Origin of the sequence: Streptococcus sp. AS20 (genome assembly GCF_000524255.1) — a bacterium.
Lineage (GTDB): Bacteria > Bacillota > Bacilli > Lactobacillales > Streptococcaceae > Streptococcus > Streptococcus constellatus.
In genome coordinates this window covers 112,522-128,299 of record NZ_JANS01000005.1, presented here as the reverse complement: position 1 = coordinate 128,299, position 15,778 = coordinate 112,522, and the positions used below count along the sequence as shown (strand labels likewise).

13 protein-coding genes and 1 pseudogene are annotated in these 15,778 nt (G+C 38.7%); 5 read left to right on the top strand and 9 right to left on the bottom strand.

Annotated features, from left to right (window positions below; all coding sequences use genetic code 11):
• The first annotated feature begins 64 nt into the window (after window positions 1-64).
• The 5 genes from HMPREF1514_RS09405 to zwf all read left to right on the top strand — a co-directional run bounded on the left by HMPREF1514_RS09405 (window position 65) and on the right by zwf (window position 4,933).
• A complete protein-coding gene (locus tag HMPREF1514_RS09405) occupies window positions 65-205 on the top strand; it encodes an SPJ_0845 family protein (RefSeq protein ID WP_102989260.1) in 141 nt (46 codons plus the stop codon).
• A complete protein-coding gene (locus HMPREF1514_RS01585) occupies window positions 202-1,107 on the top strand; it encodes a permease (RefSeq protein ID WP_037596837.1) in 906 nt (301 codons plus the stop codon). The genes HMPREF1514_RS09405 and HMPREF1514_RS01585 overlap by 4 nt, the downstream gene beginning before the upstream one ends.
• Window positions 1,104-1,919 (top strand): TIGR03943 family putative permease subunit, encoded by an 816-nt coding sequence (locus HMPREF1514_RS01580; RefSeq protein ID WP_037596835.1) that lies wholly within the window; start codon window positions 1,104-1,106, stop codon window positions 1,917-1,919. The genes HMPREF1514_RS01585 and HMPREF1514_RS01580 overlap by 4 nt, the downstream gene beginning before the upstream one ends.
• 114 nt (window positions 1,920-2,033) lie before the next feature.
• Window positions 2,034-3,398, top strand: coding sequence for an MFS transporter (locus tag HMPREF1514_RS01575; protein ID WP_003068705.1), 1,365 nt, complete (start codon window positions 2,034-2,036; stop codon window positions 3,396-3,398).
• A gap of 47 nt (window positions 3,399-3,445) precedes the next feature.
• On the top strand, window positions 3,446-4,933 hold the full coding sequence (zwf, locus tag HMPREF1514_RS01570; protein ID WP_037596833.1) for a glucose-6-phosphate dehydrogenase: 1,488 nt from the start codon (window positions 3,446-3,448) through the stop codon (window positions 4,931-4,933).
• A gap of 52 nt (window positions 4,934-4,985) precedes the next feature.
• Here zwf and ftsY read toward each other — a convergent pair whose 3' ends face one another.
• The 9 genes and pseudogenes from ftsY to yycF form a co-directional block, all read right to left on the bottom strand.
• The gene (gene ftsY / locus HMPREF1514_RS01565) at window positions 4,986-6,485 is read right to left on the bottom strand and encodes a signal recognition particle-docking protein FtsY (RefSeq protein WP_037596831.1); all 1,500 of its coding nucleotides are present in this window, start codon (window positions 6,483-6,485) and stop codon (window positions 4,986-4,988) included.
• Between the two features lie 12 nt (window positions 6,486-6,497).
• On the bottom strand, window positions 6,498-7,310 hold the full coding sequence (locus HMPREF1514_RS01560) for a Cof-type HAD-IIB family hydrolase (protein WP_037596829.1): 813 nt from the start codon (window positions 7,308-7,310) through the stop codon (window positions 6,498-6,500).
• On the bottom strand, window positions 7,310-8,104 hold the full coding sequence (locus HMPREF1514_RS01555; protein WP_003025135.1) for a Cof-type HAD-IIB family hydrolase: 795 nt from the start codon (window positions 8,102-8,104) through the stop codon (window positions 7,310-7,312). Before HMPREF1514_RS01555 ends, HMPREF1514_RS01560 begins: the two co-directional genes overlap by 1 nt.
• Before the next feature lies 1 nt (window position 8,105).
• On the bottom strand, window positions 8,106-11,639 hold the full coding sequence (gene smc, locus HMPREF1514_RS01550; protein ID WP_037596827.1) for a chromosome segregation protein SMC: 3,534 nt from the start codon (window positions 11,637-11,639) through the stop codon (window positions 8,106-8,108).
• Window positions 11,630-12,328, bottom strand: coding sequence for a ribonuclease III (rnc, locus tag HMPREF1514_RS01545; protein ID WP_003068697.1), 699 nt, complete (start codon window positions 12,326-12,328; stop codon window positions 11,630-11,632). Before rnc ends, smc begins: the two co-directional genes overlap by 10 nt.
• Before the next feature lie 135 nt (window positions 12,329-12,463).
• Window positions 12,464-12,777, bottom strand: a pseudogene (locus HMPREF1514_RS09090) (YbaN family protein).
• A 33-nt stretch (window positions 12,778-12,810) separates the two neighbouring features.
• Window positions 12,811-13,614: an MBL fold metallo-hydrolase gene (locus tag HMPREF1514_RS01540; RefSeq protein ID WP_003068695.1), complete on the bottom strand. Its 804-nt coding sequence runs from the start codon at window positions 13,612-13,614 to the stop codon at window positions 12,811-12,813.
• Window position 13,615: 1 nt separating this feature from the next.
• Entirely contained in the window at window positions 13,616-14,968 is a 1,353-nt protein-coding gene (gene vicK, locus HMPREF1514_RS01535; RefSeq protein ID WP_037596825.1) for a cell wall metabolism sensor histidine kinase VicK, read from the bottom strand.
• The gene (yycF, locus tag HMPREF1514_RS01530) at window positions 14,961-15,662 is read right to left on the bottom strand and encodes a response regulator YycF (protein WP_003035055.1); all 702 of its coding nucleotides are present in this window, start codon (window positions 15,660-15,662) and stop codon (window positions 14,961-14,963) included. Before yycF ends, vicK begins: the two co-directional genes overlap by 8 nt.
• Between the last annotated feature and the right edge of the window lie 116 nt (window positions 15,663-15,778).

Sequence of the window (15,778 nt, the reverse complement as noted above, 5' to 3'; positions counted from 1 at the left end):
AACTTTATTTCACCATAATCTTCAAAATGATAGTATAATAGTAAAAAAGAAAAAGGAGGCTGCTATGGCTATTAAATTTACGCGTTCAGATGATTTAGACAAAATGTTTGAAGAATTTGCAACGTTACCTAAAATTGAAAAAGTAGAATTTCCTGATGAAAAAGAAAAAAAGATGAAAAAAGAGCAAAAGGCTAAAAAGTCATGAACTTTTTCCATCAACTGCCGCCTAGTGTGCTGCAAGCCGGTGCGATTTTCCTCTCCATTATTATTGAAGCACTGCCTTTTGTGCTGATTGGGAGCATTATTTCAGGTTTTATAGAGGTTTATATCACACCAGACAAAGTTTATCGCTATCTGCCTAAAAATAAATGGGGTCGGATTTTCTTTGGTACATTTATTGGCTTTATTTTCCCTTCCTGCGAATGTGGAATTGTCCCCATTATCAATCGCTTTTTGGAAAAGAAAGTGCCAAGTTATACAGCCGTACCTTTTATGGTGACGGCGCCAGTTATCAATCCTATCGTTCTCTTTGCAACTTACTCTGCTTTTGGAAATTCCTTTAAAATGGCGTTACTCAGAGCTTTTGGATCTGTTGTTGTAGCAATTGTTCTAGGAATCTTCTTTGGCTTTCTCAATACTGCAAATATTCAAAAAGAAAATCGAATCATTCCGCATGAACATGATTTTTCTCATTTAAGTCAAAGCCAGAAAGTATTCCAAGTGTTTGTGCAATCTATTGACGAATTTTTCGATACAGGTCGTTACTTAGTCTTTGGCTGTCTCTTTGCCAGCATTGTCCAAGTCTATGTACCTACACGCATTCTGACTTCCATTAGTGCAACACCACTTATGGCTATTTTACTATTGATGGTGCTTGCATTTCTTCTCTCACTTTGCAGTGAAGCAGATGCCTTTATCGGAAGCTCACTCATTTCTAGTTTTGGCTTAGCACCAGTTCTCGCTTTCCTCGTCATTGGACCAATGCTAGATGTGAAAAATATCCTCATGATGAAAAATTACCTCAAAGGACGATTCATCTGGCAATTTATTGGAATTGTTAGTTTAGTTGTCGTCATTTATTCTTGGCTTGTGGGGGTAGTGCTATGATTCGTTTTCTAATTTTAGCTGGTTATTTTGAAATTACCATGTATTTGCAACTTTCTGGCAAGCTCAATCAATACATCAATATGCATTTTTCTTATTTGGCATATATTTCAATGGTTCTTTCTTTCGTGCTAGCCATTGTCCAGCTCATTGTCTGGATGAAAAAAATGAAAATACACAGCCATCTGACGAGTCGTTCAGCAAAATTTGCTAGTATTGCTTTTCTCATCGTACCGTTGCTGGTTGCTCTCTTCTTTCCAACAGTCAGTTTAGACTCTACGACCGTTTCTGCTAAAGGTTACCATTTCCCATTAGCTGACGGCAGTTCAAAAAACATTCAAGCTGATGAAGGCACTACCAATCAGTACCTAAAACCTGATACCAGCACTTATTTCACTAAAAGTGCTTATGAGAAAGAAATGCGAGCAGCCGCCAAAAAATATCTGAAAAAAGATACCATCTCTGTTACGAATGAAAATTACATGGAGGTCATGGAAGTTCTTTATGATTATCCAGATGAATTTGCTGGAAAACGACTAGAATTTACCGGTTTCGTCTATAATGATCCAAGCGATGCTAAAAGTCAATTTTTGTTCCGCTTTGGCATTATTCATTGTATCGCCGATTCAGGGGTTTATGGACTTCTGACAACTGGAAATACTGAGCATTTCGAAAATAACACCTGGATAAGAGCGAGCGGGAAAATTACGATTCGCTACCACAAACAGCTAGGCCAAAGTTTACCAATGCTTGAAATAGATAGTTTCAAGAAAGTTGAAAAGCCTAGCAATCCTTATGTCTATCGTGTCTTTTAACCCACATTGAATAAACAAAAGAAGACCTGAGAACTATTTCTCTAGGTCTCCTATTATGCTCTTTTGTGAGTAATTATGATAAAATAAGAGAGATTTATAATTTTAGGAGATACTATGTCAGAACACAACCAACCTGTTTCAAGAAAAACCTTGCTATCCATTTTTGCCACAGCACTAATTGCTTTTGCTGGAATTCTTTCTGAAACCAGTATGAATGTCACTTTTCCGCATCTTATGAAAGTGTTTCATACAGACCTTGGTACATTGCAATGGATTACGACAGGCTACTTGCTTGCTGTTTCCATTACGATTACACTCGGAGCCACACTAGCACACAACTGGTCTGAACGAAAAATTCTCTTCACCAGCCTAGTTACTTTTACGTTCGGAAATGGTGTGGCGATGCTTGCTCCTAATTTTGCCCTACTAATGCTAGGGCGGATTCTACAAGGCGCTGCCACTGGAATAGCCATACCGTTAATGTTTAACTTGATTGTAGAACGGATTCCACGCAGTCAAATTGGCTTTTATATGGGACTGACTGGGCTAGTGATCAGCCTAGCACCTGCAATTGGTCCAACTTACGGCGGCTTTATGATTGGCTTGTTTGATTGGCACATGATTTACACATTCATCATGCCAGTTTCGATCATCTCGTTCATTCTAGGATTTTTCTTTTTAGAAAATACCCCCAATAAACAAAAACGTCCTTTTGAGTGGATTTCTTTCTTGCTTCTTACACTTTCACTGACTTTTTCTATCATGATGATTTCTAGCTTAGAAGAAGGTAGTTTTAATTGGAGCTTCGTCATCATCTTTTTATTATCACTTCTACTTTTCATTTGGAGAAGTTTAACAGTGGAACATCCTTTTTTAGATATTCGTATTTTGAAAAATCCAGCTATTTTACTTGGAATTATTCCGTTCTTCCTTTACCAATTTTCAAATTTATCAGCCAATTTTCTGATTCCTAATTTCTTAGTTTTAGTAAAACACGAAGCTACCTCTGCTGCTGGTTTTGCACTGCTGCCCGGAACAATGTTGGGAGCTTTCTCAGCACCTTTTTTAGGAAAATTGTATGATAACAAAGGAGCAAAACTTTCCCTATATGGTGGGAATCTTCTCTTTTTCTTAGCTATTTCCGTTTTTGCATTCTTTACGGAATCCTTAACGCTACCACTGATTATTCTTACTTATATTTTCTTTACAATCGGGCGTAATATGGCATTCAATAACACTATGGCTCTATCTGTCTCACAGATTAGCCGTGAGAAATCACCAGATGCTACAGCACTCTTTCAAACGGCTCAAACATTTGCCGGTGCTTTGGGAACAGCTATCGCTGCTATAATCGTTAATCAATCTCCTAATACAACGACCGGTGTGCATCTTGTCTTTCTACTCCTTTTCTTCCTTGTTATCCTTATTTTTTATCTCTTTTACTCTTTATTTCGAGCTATCAAAACTCGGAAATTTTAATCAATTTATGATAAAATAAATAAAATATTAGAAAACAGGTGTTCAAAATGTCTTCAAAAGTGATTATTACAATTTTTGGTGCCAGTGGAGATTTAGCAAAAAGAAAACTTTATCCTTCTCTTTTTAGATTGTATAGATCTGGTAATTTGTCTAAACATTTTGCAGTTATCGGAACTGCTCGCAGACCTTGGAGCAAGGAATATTTTGAATCTGTCGTGGTTGAGTCTATTACAGACCTCGCAGACAGCCCTGAGCAAGCGCAAGACTTTGCTAGCCATTTCTATTACCAAAGTCACGATGTCCAAGATACCGAGCATTATATTGAATTAAGAAAACTACAAAATCATCTCAATGAGCACTATCAAGCAGAACACAATAAACTTTTCTTCCTATCTATGGCTCCTCAGTTTTTTGGGACGATTGCCAAACATCTCAAATCCGAGCAAATTGTAGATGGGAAAGGATTTGAACGCTTAATTGTAGAAAAACCCTTCGGCACAGATCTTGCCTCTGCTAGCAAACTAAACGATGATTTGTTAGCAACATTTGACGAAGAGCAGATTTTCCGTATTGACCATTATCTCGGCAAGGAAATGATTCAAAGTATTTTTGCCATTCGCTTTGCTAATCTTCTTTTTGAAAATGTCTGGAATCGTGATTATATTGACAATGTACAGATTACCTTTGCGGAAAAGTTAGGCGTGGAAGAGCGCGGTGGCTATTACGATCATTCAGGTGCCTTGCGTGATATGGTGCAAAATCATACGCTTCAACTCCTATCTTTACTTGCTATGGATAAGCCCAAAGCATTTACTAAAGATGACATTCGGGCTGAAAAAATTAAGGTTTTCAAGCACTTGCACAAATCTACCGATAATGACCTGAAAAAACTTTTCATTCGTGGTCAGTACACTTCTGGAAAAGTGGACGGAAAAAAATATATTTCCTATCGCAGTGAACCAAATGTTAAGCCAGAGTCTACCACTGAAACCTTTGTTTCTGGTGCGTTCTTTGTGGACAGCGATCGTTTCCGTGGTGTGCCATTCTTCTTTCGTACTGGAAAACGTCTCACTGCCAAAGGAACCCATGTCAACATTGTTTTCAAACAAATAGAATCTATTTTCGGCTCCTCGCTTCAACCAAATGTACTGACGATTTACATTCAGCCGACTGAAGGATTTTCACTTAGCATGAATGGCAAAGAAGTAGGCGAGCAATTTAACTTAGCTCCGCTGACACTTGATTATCGTACAGATGCAACCGCTTCTGGCGCATCACCAGAACCTTATGAGAAGCTCATCTACGATGTGCTAAACAATGACTCAACCAATTTCAGCCATTGGGACGAAGTACGTTCTAGCTGGGAATTGATTGATCGTATTGAATCCCTGTGGGCAAACAACGAAGTCCCTCTTCATCAGTACAAATCAGGTACTATGGGACCCAAAGCTAGCTTTGATCTCCTTAACCAATTTGAAGCTCATTGGAATTGGCAACCAGACGAAACCTATCGCAAAGAAGGACGATTGGGTTAACGTAAATATACGCAAAAGACTTGCAAAATGAATGAGTTGCAAGTCTTTTTTCTTATACCAATCCTTCCAAGAGCCCTTTCATAAAGTTTTCAGAGTTAAATACTCCAATATCGTCAATTTTTTCTCCGAATCCAATTAGTTTAACTGGAATATCAAGTTCTTGGCGGATTGCAAGAACGACACCACCACGCGCAGTTCCATCAATTTTTGTCAAAACAATCCCCGTTACTGGCGTAATCTTTGAAAATTCCTTCGCCTGAACAAGGGCATTTTGTCCCGTCGAAGCGTCCAGAGCTAAGAAAGTTTCATGCGGCGCAACAGGATCTACCCGTTTAATAATTCGTCCAATTTTTTCCAACTCTGCCATGAGATTATCTTTGTTTTGCAAACGTCCAGCTGTATCAATCATGAGAATATCTACATTTTCAGCCTTTGCTTGCTCCATGCCATCATAAACAACGCTGGCTGGATCACTCTTTTCTGGACCTGTCACAACAGGAACATCTACTCGACGTCCCCATTCCACCAGTTGAGCAACAGCTCCTGCACGGAAAGTGTCTGCTGCAACTAACATAACTTTCTTACCAGCTTGTTTATATTTATAAGCCAATTTCCCGATGGAGGTGGTCTTTCCAACTCCATTCACGCCTACAAAAAGCATAACTGTCAGACCGTCTTGTAAATTAATTTTTTCGTTAAATTGACCGTCTTTTTCATAGATGTCTACTAACTTTTCGATGATGACCCGACGAAGGGTATCTGGTTTTTTAGCATTTTCAAGGCGAGCTTCTTGGCGTAATTCCTCAGTCAGATTGGAGGCAACTTGCACCCCAACATCACTCGTAATCAAGAGTTCTTCTAACTCTTCAAAAAATTCCTCATCTACAGAACGGAAAGCTGCAAAAAAAGCATTAAGGCGGGCTCCAAATCCTGTCCGTGTCTTTTTGAGACTGCGGTCATACTTTTCCTGAACCGTTTCTTCCTGAATAGATGAATTTGCATCAACTGCTTCATTAGTTGATGCTAGGCTAGAAAAGTTTTCCGAGCTTGTTTCTGCACTTGCTGCATTCGCTTCGTCCAGTTGCCTCATCTTTTCTTGTTCTGCTTGTAGTCGTCTAGCTTCCACTAAACGAGCCTGTAAATCAGCAGCACCTGCTTGCTGGGTTGGAGTCTGAGAAAAAGATTTTTCTTTGTTTACGGGTTGTGAATCTGCCATTTCACTTTGCAAGGTATGGCTTTCTGGAACTTGTGAATCTCTTTCATCTGACTCTATCCTTGCTTCTGTCTCGGTCATTTCCGAATCTATTTCTTCTACTTTTTCTTGAATGGTTTCAAGACGCGTTTTATCCTCAGCAAGCCGTTCTTTTAGTTCTGTCTGGAGCTTTTGTTCATCTAGATTCTCAGATTGCGCATTCTCTACAGAATCCCTTTCTGCTATTTCTAGATTCTTTCCTTGATTATCCTCTGGTACTATTTCTACAGCTTCTTCAAGAATATTTTCAACTGGTTTATCTTCTTTTTGGCGACCAAAAAGGCGATTAAATAACCCCATCAGATTCCTCCTTTATTTCAGTACATATTTTTCTATAGCCCAAGCAACAGCATCTTCATCATTCGTCATCGGCGTCACCACATTGGCAACTTCTTTGACTGCTGCTACTGCATTTTGCATAGCTACACCAAGCCCTGCCCATTTTATCATAGATAAATCGTTAGCTTCATCTCCGCAAGTCATGACTTCACTTTGTTCAATTCCTAAATGACTAATCAATTTTTCTAAGCCATTTGCCTTATGAACATTCTTTGGAGACCATTCTAACAGCATATCGCGTGACTTAAAAATTTCATATTTGTCAAATAAGTCAGACGAAAATTGAGCAATACCACGATCAAGTAAATCTGGTGCATAAGCTGTCACACATTTATTATAAGTTTGTTGGCTAGATAAATCTACAAATGAAACAGACTCAAATGTTAAAGCAGGGTTACAAGTTTGATAAAGCGACTCATGATCTGACTGGATTTGGTAAACAGTCCCTTCACAAATCGCATCTAACGGCAAGCCCAACTTTTCTGTTTCCTCAAAAATACGGGTCACATCATCATAAGCAAAAACTGTTTTATCAAGAATTTCACCTGTGTTGCGTTGCACCAAACCACCATTAAAAGTAATGGTGTATTCATCCTCTTGATTAGCAACACCCAATTCGTTTAAGAAAAGTTCCATTGCTTTAAGAGGTCGACCAGTCGTTAAAACAACCTTGATTCCTTGTTCTTGTGCCAGTTTAAGAGTTGCTAAATTTCGAGCAGAAATTTTTTTGTCAGAATTTAGCAATGTTCCATCTAAGTCTAGAGCAATCAATTTTATATCTACCATTATAAGCCCTCCATATAAGTCATGACTGAATGCGCTGCATGGTGTCCGATGACCTCTTTGGCTACTTCCAAAATCTCTGGACGAGCATTTTCAGGGGCAATGGGATAACCAGAAACTTGCATCATGTGTAGGTCATTCAGATTATCTCCAAATGTCATGACCTGATCCATCTCAAGATTTAGCTTTTTCGCTAATTCAACAATAGCAACTCCTTTATCCACATAGTCTAGAACAATATCAATTGACTTATAGCCTGTTGTCATGGCTTTGACACCAGGAACGTGTTGATTAACCCAAGCTTCACCAGCAGCAACTGTTTCTTCAGAAAAGTTGGTGGTAAATTTGAAAATTTCATCTGTAATATCCTCCAAGCGAGCAACTTTTTGGATATTTTCATTATAATGAGTGCTGAAAGCTAAATAAGCTGGATCAACTGTCTCCAAGACATAACAACCTTTTTTCCCTGTCAGAAGCAATTCATTGATATTGATATATGGAGATGTTTTTAATTTCTCAAAAGCTGATAGATAAAAATCCTTAGACATTGTTGCTTCATAAAGATCTTTTCCACGAAATTCTACCAAACTACCATTCTCAGCAATGAAGATAATCTCATCTTGCACGTCCTCAAATAGCTTTTCTAATGACAGCAAACCGCGTCCACTGGCTACTGCAAAATAGATACTTTTTTCTTTAAAACGAAGCAATAAGTTCTTAAGTCGAACCATGTCAAACTGACCTTTGTCATCTAAAAAGGTGCCGTCCATATCTGTTGCAACTAATTTTATATTCATTTTACATACTTTCTAAATCTTTTAATTTAACGGAAACAATCTTTGACACACCAGATTCTTGCATGGTCACTCCATAGATAGAATCCGCTGCAGACATTGTTCCCTTACGATGGGTCACCACAATAAACTGGCTGTCTTTATCAAAACGATTGAGATAGTCTCCGAAACGTTTAACATTGGCTTCGTCAAGTGCAGCTTCCACCTCATCCAAAATGACAAATGGAATCGTTTTGACACGGATAATGGAGAAGAGTAATGCCAAAGCTGACAGAGCTTTTTCTCCTCCGCTCATCAGATTGAGCGACTGAATTTTCTTACCAGGTGGTTGTACTGAGATTTCTACCCCAGCGGTCAGAAGATCGCCTTCGGTCAAAATCAAATCAGCTGAACCACCGCCAAACATCTGTCTGAAAGTCACCTTGAAACTCTCACGAATTGCTTCAAAAGTTGTTTTGAAGCGTTCTTTTACTTCATCATTCATTTCTTCGATGGTATCCAAAAGCAGATTTTTCGCAGAGAGTACGTCATCTCTCTGAGTATTGAGGAAATGGAGGCGTTGACTGACTTCTTCAAATTGCTCTACCGCATCAAGATTGACTGGGCCCAGTGCCCGAATAGCTTTTTCTAAGTCCTTGACCTTGGTTTCAGAAACAGCTAGATTTTCTAGTGGGTGAGCCTGTTTGCTAGCTTCATCAAAAGACATTTGATAATCATCTGTCAAATTCGTCAGAAGACGACGAAGGACGTCTGCAACCTTATCTTTTTCAGCTTCTGTTTTGGCTTGTTTGCGAATTAAATCTTCATTTTGGTGGCGCACTTGTTCCAAATGACTCGTATTGTCTTCGGTTTGACCTTCCAAATCGTCCAACTCAAACTGATGACGAATGCTTGCTTGACTCAAAGCTGTCTTTTCTTGCATTGCCTTTGCTAACTGCTCTTCTAAGATAGCAATATCTACTTTTGCAACTGTCTCTTCCTTTTGCTCCATCAAGAATTGTAAAGTTGAAATCTCTTTATCCAATTCAGCTTGTTCATTAGATAAACGGGTGAGATCTGCCTGAACATAACGCTGATGACCTGTCACTTCCGTACGAGCCAAACGAAGCTCAGATAAGCATGCTGTTAATTTATCTAGACGCGCTTGAACAGCGTCTTTATCTGACTTAATCTGTTCAATTTCTGTTTCTGTTTCTGTTTTTTCCTGCTCAATCTCTGCAAGACGCCTGATTAGTGTTTCTTTTTGTTCTGCCATGTCAGGAAGCACCTCGCGAGATAGCTCGCGTTCTTGCAAAGTCAGAAGCTCAGATAAGTCTTCAACTTGTTTGTGTGTTTGCTCATAGGCAAATTGAGCCTTTTGTTCGGCTAACCGTGCTTCCTCGCCATCTGTTTTTATTTCTTCCAAAAGATTCGTGGATTGAATTGACAGCGTGTGCAAATCTTCCACTCTCTTCTCTTGTTCTGCTAAGATCACATTCTTCTCAGAAAGTTCCTTTTGCAAAGCTTCCAATTCTGGCTTGATGAAAATCGTATTGTTATTCCGATGAGCACCACCCGCATAAGAACCACCTGTCCGCAACTCTGTTCCATCCAGCGTGACAATTCGTACTTGATAACGAACTTTGCGAGCAGCTGCTCTGGCATTTTCTACCGTATCAAAAATCGCTGTCGTTCCCAGCAAGTTTTGGAAAATATGCTCTAAACTCATATCATAACGCACCAAAGATGAAGCTAGACCAAGAAAACCAGTGCTCTTTTCAATGATCGCTCGATAATGATCTGGCAAATGGCGTGCTTTAATCGTTGTTAATGGCAAAAAAGTCGCCCGTCCTGTTCGATTGCGCTTCAAGAATTCTATTGCCTGTGTCGCTGCCGGCTCATCTTCAACGATGATATGCTGGCTACTTGCTCCAAGCGCAATTTCAAGTGCCGTTTGATAATGTGGGTCAAAGCTCAATTTCTCGCTGACAGCCCCAATAATTCCACCTAATCGATCTGCTTCTTGCAGCACACTTTTTACCCCAGCATAGAAATGACTGTGATTTTTTAAAATAGCTTCTAAACTACCAATGCGTGCCTTTTTATTCTTTACATCATCCATCATATCAAACATTGCTGCTTGATTTTGCTGATAATCTTCTTTCACACTTTGAACTCGCTTAAGCTGTTCCTGGTAATCTACCAACAACTGTTGAACCGACTGTCGAGCTGTTTCCAAATCTTCTAGCTGGTTCTGTTCGTTTGCTTGTGTGTTTTTTAAATTTTCTTGTAACTTGGCAAACTCTGCTTGCTTGCTTTCAGATAATTGCAATTCATTGGCTAAACGGCTTTCCAAAGCAGTTAAGTCATTTGACAAGTCTGCTTCTTCTTGCATCAATTGGACAAATTTACCACGTAATTTTTCAATCATCTGGTCAGGATCATCCGAAAATGTCTCAATTTCAGATTCTAATTTATGAATAGCCTGTTGATTTTGCTCTAATTCTTTCGAAAAATCGATCAGTTGCTCATTTTTTTCCTGCCATTCTTTTTGAGCCACAGCTCGTTTTTCTTCTAGTCCCTGTAAACGTTCTTCATTTTCTTTCCGACTGCTGGCAGCTTGACTAGACTCCAATTTTGAAACTTCAATTTGACGTTCTAAATCACTGATTAAACGTGTTAATTCCAATAGACTTGCTTGATCATCTGCCATTTGTTTTTGCAAAGCATGTCGTTTTTCTTTTAGAAGAGCATTTTCTTGCTCCAGCTGATCTCGCTTATTGTAATAAGCAGATAAATCCTGCTGAATGCTTGCTAGCTGTCCCTCCGTTGTATTCAGCCGCATTTTATTTTCGACAATCTGGGCAATCAATACATCCAAATAAAGAGTCCGCCGTTCTTCGTCTAATTTCAAAAATTGCTTAGCTACCGTAGCTTGCTTTTCAAGCGGCTTTACTTGACTATCTAGCTCAAAAATAATGTCTTCCAAACGATTCAAATTATCCTGTGTTTGAGTTAGCTTGCTTTCAGTTTCCTTACGGCGGGTCTTATATTTCAACACTCCAGCTGCTTCTTCAAAAATAGCACGGCGCTCTTCTGGCTTACTGTTGAAAATCTCTTCTACCTTTCCTTGAGAGATAATAGAAAAACTATCTCGTCCAAGTCCAGTATCCATAAACAAGTCATGAATATCTCGCAAGCGCACTTTTTTGCCATCAATTTTATATTCACTGTCTCCACTGCGATAAATATGGCGTTCTACACGAATCTCATCTGCAGCCTGCTGGATGAAACGATCTTTATTATCCAATACGACCACAACTGAAGCATAATTTAACGGCTTTCTGCTCTCCGTACCCGCAAAAATAACATCTGGCATTTTGCCACCACGAAGGCTTTTAACACTAGATTCTCCCAGCGCCCAACGCAGGCTTTCTGTGATATTAGACTTTCCTGATCCATTTGGCCCAACGACAGCAGTCACTCCTGGGTCAAAAACGACTTTAGTCTTATCTGCAAAAGATTTGAAACCTTGAATTTCAATTTCTTTTAAATACATGAATAATTTTCCTTTTCAAACGCATTTTTTGCAGCTTCCTGCTCTGCTAATTTCTTAGAGCGACCTTGCCCTTGCCCAACCACTCTGCCATCTACTGACACAGATACATCAAATTCTTTAGCATGAGCTGGACCAGACTCAGAGATAACTTGATAGACAATATCAACATCACCATTGACTTGGAGCAGTTCTTGTAGCTTGGTCTTGTAATCAATCACCTGCTCAAAGTCTCCTGCTTCCACCTTTGGAATCATGATTTGATAAAGGAATTTCTTAACGGCTTCCACATCCTTATCTAACAGAAGGGCACCTAAAAAGGCCTCAAATAAATCGCCGAGAATGGTATCACGATTGCGACCACCTGATTTTTCTTCGCCACGACCCAATTTGATAAATTGATCAAACTGACAATCTCGACTAAAGCCAGCTAAACTTTCTTCACGCACAATCGTCGAGCGGAGTTTTGATAAGTCTCCTTCTGGTTTCTTCGGATATTTTTTATACAGATATTCTGAAATCAATAATTGCAGAACAGCGTCTCCTAAAAATTCCAAGCGCTCATTATGTGAAATGTTTAAGAGGCGGTGCTCGTTAGCATAGCTAGTATGAGTAAAAGCTGTTTCCAACAACCTCTCATTTTGGAAGACAATTCCAAATTGCTTACTCAAAACTTTATGTAAATCTCTCATTTTTTCTCCTTTCAAGAAGAACTTTTTTCTTTTAAAACGAAAACAAATTCTCTATTATTATATCAAAAAAATCCTTGATACTCCAACGATACCAAGAATTTGATAGCAAAAGTTCACTAGAGATGAAATGAATTTTCATTCCTTATCTGGAATAACTTTGAATAAATAGTAAGTTATAAAAAGAGTGAGTCCCACCAAAGCAAGTTTGACTCAAATAATTAGTGCAAAGAAGATTGAAATTCCCATTAGAATATAAATAAAAATGAGAATTCTTTTTTCTGCGCATAAGCAATAACTCCTGTTTCACGAAAGTCTGCTACATAGATTTGATACAACTTAGTGTGGTACAACCATTGTTCAAACCGCTTAGAACTGCGTGAAAAACAAACAACAGACAGCAGTAAAAGGAGAGCTTCAACAAGAGCAGCCCCCAAAGCAGTGAAAGCAATGAAATGATTAAATAAAAATTCACATTGACTCTCCTAAATATCAGTCAATGGAGTTGCCGTATCTGGTGAGGTATCATAAATGTGAAAATCATGCTCAACTGCCAAATCAGCCTGTGCCAATTGATTGACCATTGTAATATGAGCCAATTCTTTAGTATTATTTTCCTTGCTGAGATGTCCTAGATAGATTTTCTTTGTCCGTATCCCTAGAGTGCGAATCATAGTTTCAGCACCATCATCATTCGACAAATGCCCTTGATCAGACAAAATTCGCTGCTTTAAACTCCAAGGATAAGTACCACTGCGCAGGGTTTCAATATCATGATTGGATTCAATCAAATAGCCATCTGCATTTTCAATGATTCCTGCCATCCGATCGCTGACATAACCAGTATCCGTCAGCAAAACAAAACTTTTGTCATCTTTCATCAATCGATAGAATTGTGGTGCAACCGCATCATGACTGACTCCAAAACTTTCAATATCAATATCACCAAATGTTTTCGTTTTTCCCATTTCAAAAATATGCTTCTGACTGACATCAATCTTTCCAAGTGCTGTTTCCATAGCATTCCAAGTATCTTGATTAGCATAAATATCTAAATGATATTTCCGTGCTAAAACACCCACACCATGAATATGGTCTTTATGTTCATGCGTCACCAAAATAGCATCCAAATCCTCTGGCTTACGATCAATTTCACTCAGCAAACTGGTAATTTTCTTTCCAGATAAGCCGGCGTCAATCAGCAACTTCTTCTTTGGGGTTTCTAAATAGAAACAATTGCCAGTAGAACCTGACGCTAAAATACTGTACTTAAATCCCTTCTCGTTCATGCTACCCTTCTAATTCATCTTCTTCCCAATCATCATCTTTGACAGCTTCCTTATCATAAGGCAGGACAATAGTAAAGGTTGAGCCTTTGCCATACTCGCTCTTTGCCCAGATAAATCCGTGATGTTGCTTAATAATTTCCTTAGCAATAGCTAAACCTAATCCGGATCCACCTTGTGCACGACTTCTTGCTTTGTCTACACGATAGAAGCGGTCAAAAATTTTCGGTAAATCTTTTTTGGGAATTCCTAAGCCCTCATCTGATATAGACAAAATCATTTGGGTCTCGGTTGTTTTCATACTCACTGTGATCTTACCGCCGTCAGGAGAATATTTAATAGCATTATTGATGATATTATCAATAACCTGTGTCATCTTATCCGTATCAATTTCAACCCAGATGGAGTTAATGGGGTAATCACGAATGATTTCATATTTTTTATCATCATTCTGACTTCTGATTTTGTCAAAACGATTTAAAATAAACGTGATAAAAGCTGTAAAATTCGTCAGCTCAATATCCAAATGACTGGTAGCATTGTCAATACGTGACAAACTCAGCAAGTCTGAAACCATTCGCATCATCCGATTGGTTTCATCTAACGAAACCTTAATAAAATCTGGTGCGACTGGTTCTGACAAGGCACCTTCATCTAATGCTTCCAGATAAGACTTGACACTAGTCAAGGGAGTACGCAATTCATGACTAACATTGGAAACAAATAGTCTCCGCTCACGCTCCTCTTTCTCCTGCTCCGTTGTATCGTGCAGCACAGCAACCAGCCCTGAAATAAAGCCTGATTCTCGACGAATCAAGGCAAATCGGACACGTAAACTTAAAAACTCTCCATTTTCATCCTGCGAATCAATGGTCAACACTGGAACTTTCGTAATCAAGTCTCGTAAATCATATTCGTCTTCAACATCCAACAATTTTAAGATATTCATCTTTCGTGCTTCAGACTCTTTGACTCCCAATTGCTTGGTCGCCATATCATTAATCATAATAATCTGCCCACGACGATTGGTCGCAAGAACACCATCTGTCATATAGGACAAAATACTAGACAAGCGTTTGGTTTCTTGCTCTAAATTTTCATGCGTTAGGCGAATTACCTCAGATAAGTCATTGATACTATTTGTAATATCAGTAATTTCCGGACCACCTTGCATATCTAAAACTTCTGAATAATCTCCCGCGATTAAATCCTTCACTTTTTGATTCAATCGGCGAATACGAATATTATCACGTCTGTTTTCCAAGGAGAGCAGCGTAATGACCAAAATAAATCCTAAAATAAGTAAGACAAAAACAAAATCCCTTGATACAACAAATTGTCTAATATTATCAATCATTGTTTCTCATATAATATCCAACACCGCGCCGTGTTAAAATATACTCTGGTCGGCTAGGAATATCCTCAATCTTCTCTCTCAAACGGCGAATTGTCACATCAACAGTCCGAACATCTCCAAAATAATCATATCCCCACACCGTTTCTAGTAGATGTTCACGCGTCATTACTTGCCCGATATGCGTGGCCAAATGGTGTAGCAATTCAAACTCACGGTGTGTTAAATCCAATTCTTCACCATGCTTTTTCACGACAAAAGCATCGGTCAAAATCTGCAAATCTCCAATCACAATTTCTGTCGGAGCAGCTTCTGCTTCTTGATTTTCAATTGTCAAATCTGTGCGACGCAAAATAGCTTTGACACGCGCCTGTAACTCACGATTAGAAAACGGCTTTGTCATATAGTCATCTGCTCCGATTTCAAGACCAATGACTTTATCAAATTCACTGTCTTTGGCAGAAAGAACGATGATGGGAACATTGCTCGTTTTCCGAATCGTTCGCGCCACCTCTAAGCCGTCCAATTCAGGCAACATCAAGTCCAAAATCAAAATATCTGGACGTTCTGCTTCAAACATCTCTAATGCTTCACGACCATTGAAGGCTGTCACTACTTCATAACCTTCTTTTACCATGTTAAATTTTATAATATCTGAGATTGGTTTCTCATCATCTACAACTAATATTTTTTTCATTTTATTCACCTTTTTCTATCTTTTCATTATACCAAAATTTCCTTAAAATTTACCAATTCAACCCATAAAACAGTATTTCTTTACTTTACAATTTTAGAACAAATATGTTAAAAATA

Bases quoted from the DNA above. Each gene is read 5' to 3' on its own strand.
- rnc (WP_003068697.1), bottom strand. From the start codon at position 12,328: ATGAGAGATTTACATAAAGTTTTGAGTAAGCAATTTGGAATTGTCTTC.
- HMPREF1514_RS01560 (WP_037596829.1), bottom strand. From the start codon at position 7,310: ATGGTAGATATAAAATTGATTGCTCTAGACTTAGATGGAACATTGCTA.
- smc (WP_037596827.1), bottom strand. From the start codon at position 11,639: ATGTATTTAAAAGAAATTGAAATTCAAGGTTTCAAATCTTTTGCAGAT.
- vicK (WP_037596825.1), bottom strand. From the start codon at position 14,968: ATGATTGATAATATTAGACAATTTGTTGTATCAAGGGATTTTGTTTTT.
- HMPREF1514_RS09405 (WP_102989260.1), top strand. From the start codon at position 65: ATGGCTATTAAATTTACGCGTTCAGATGATTTAGACAAAATGTTTGAA.
- zwf (WP_037596833.1), top strand. From the start codon at position 3,446: ATGTCTTCAAAAGTGATTATTACAATTTTTGGTGCCAGTGGAGATTTA.
- yycF (WP_003035055.1), bottom strand. From the start codon at position 15,662: ATGAAAAAAATATTAGTTGTAGATGATGAGAAACCAATCTCAGATATT.
- ftsY (WP_037596831.1), bottom strand. From the start codon at position 6,485: ATGGGGTTATTTAATCGCCTTTTTGGTCGCCAAAAAGAAGATAAACCA.
- HMPREF1514_RS01555 (WP_003025135.1), bottom strand. From the start codon at position 8,104: ATGAATATAAAATTAGTTGCAACAGATATGGACGGCACCTTTTTAGAT.
- HMPREF1514_RS01580 (WP_037596835.1), top strand. From the start codon at position 1,104: ATGATTCGTTTTCTAATTTTAGCTGGTTATTTTGAAATTACCATGTAT.
- HMPREF1514_RS01585 (WP_037596837.1), top strand. From the start codon at position 202: ATGAACTTTTTCCATCAACTGCCGCCTAGTGTGCTGCAAGCCGGTGCG.
- HMPREF1514_RS01575 (WP_003068705.1), top strand. From the start codon at position 2,034: ATGTCAGAACACAACCAACCTGTTTCAAGAAAAACCTTGCTATCCATT.
- HMPREF1514_RS01540 (WP_003068695.1), bottom strand. From the start codon at position 13,614: ATGAACGAGAAGGGATTTAAGTACAGTATTTTAGCGTCAGGTTCTACT.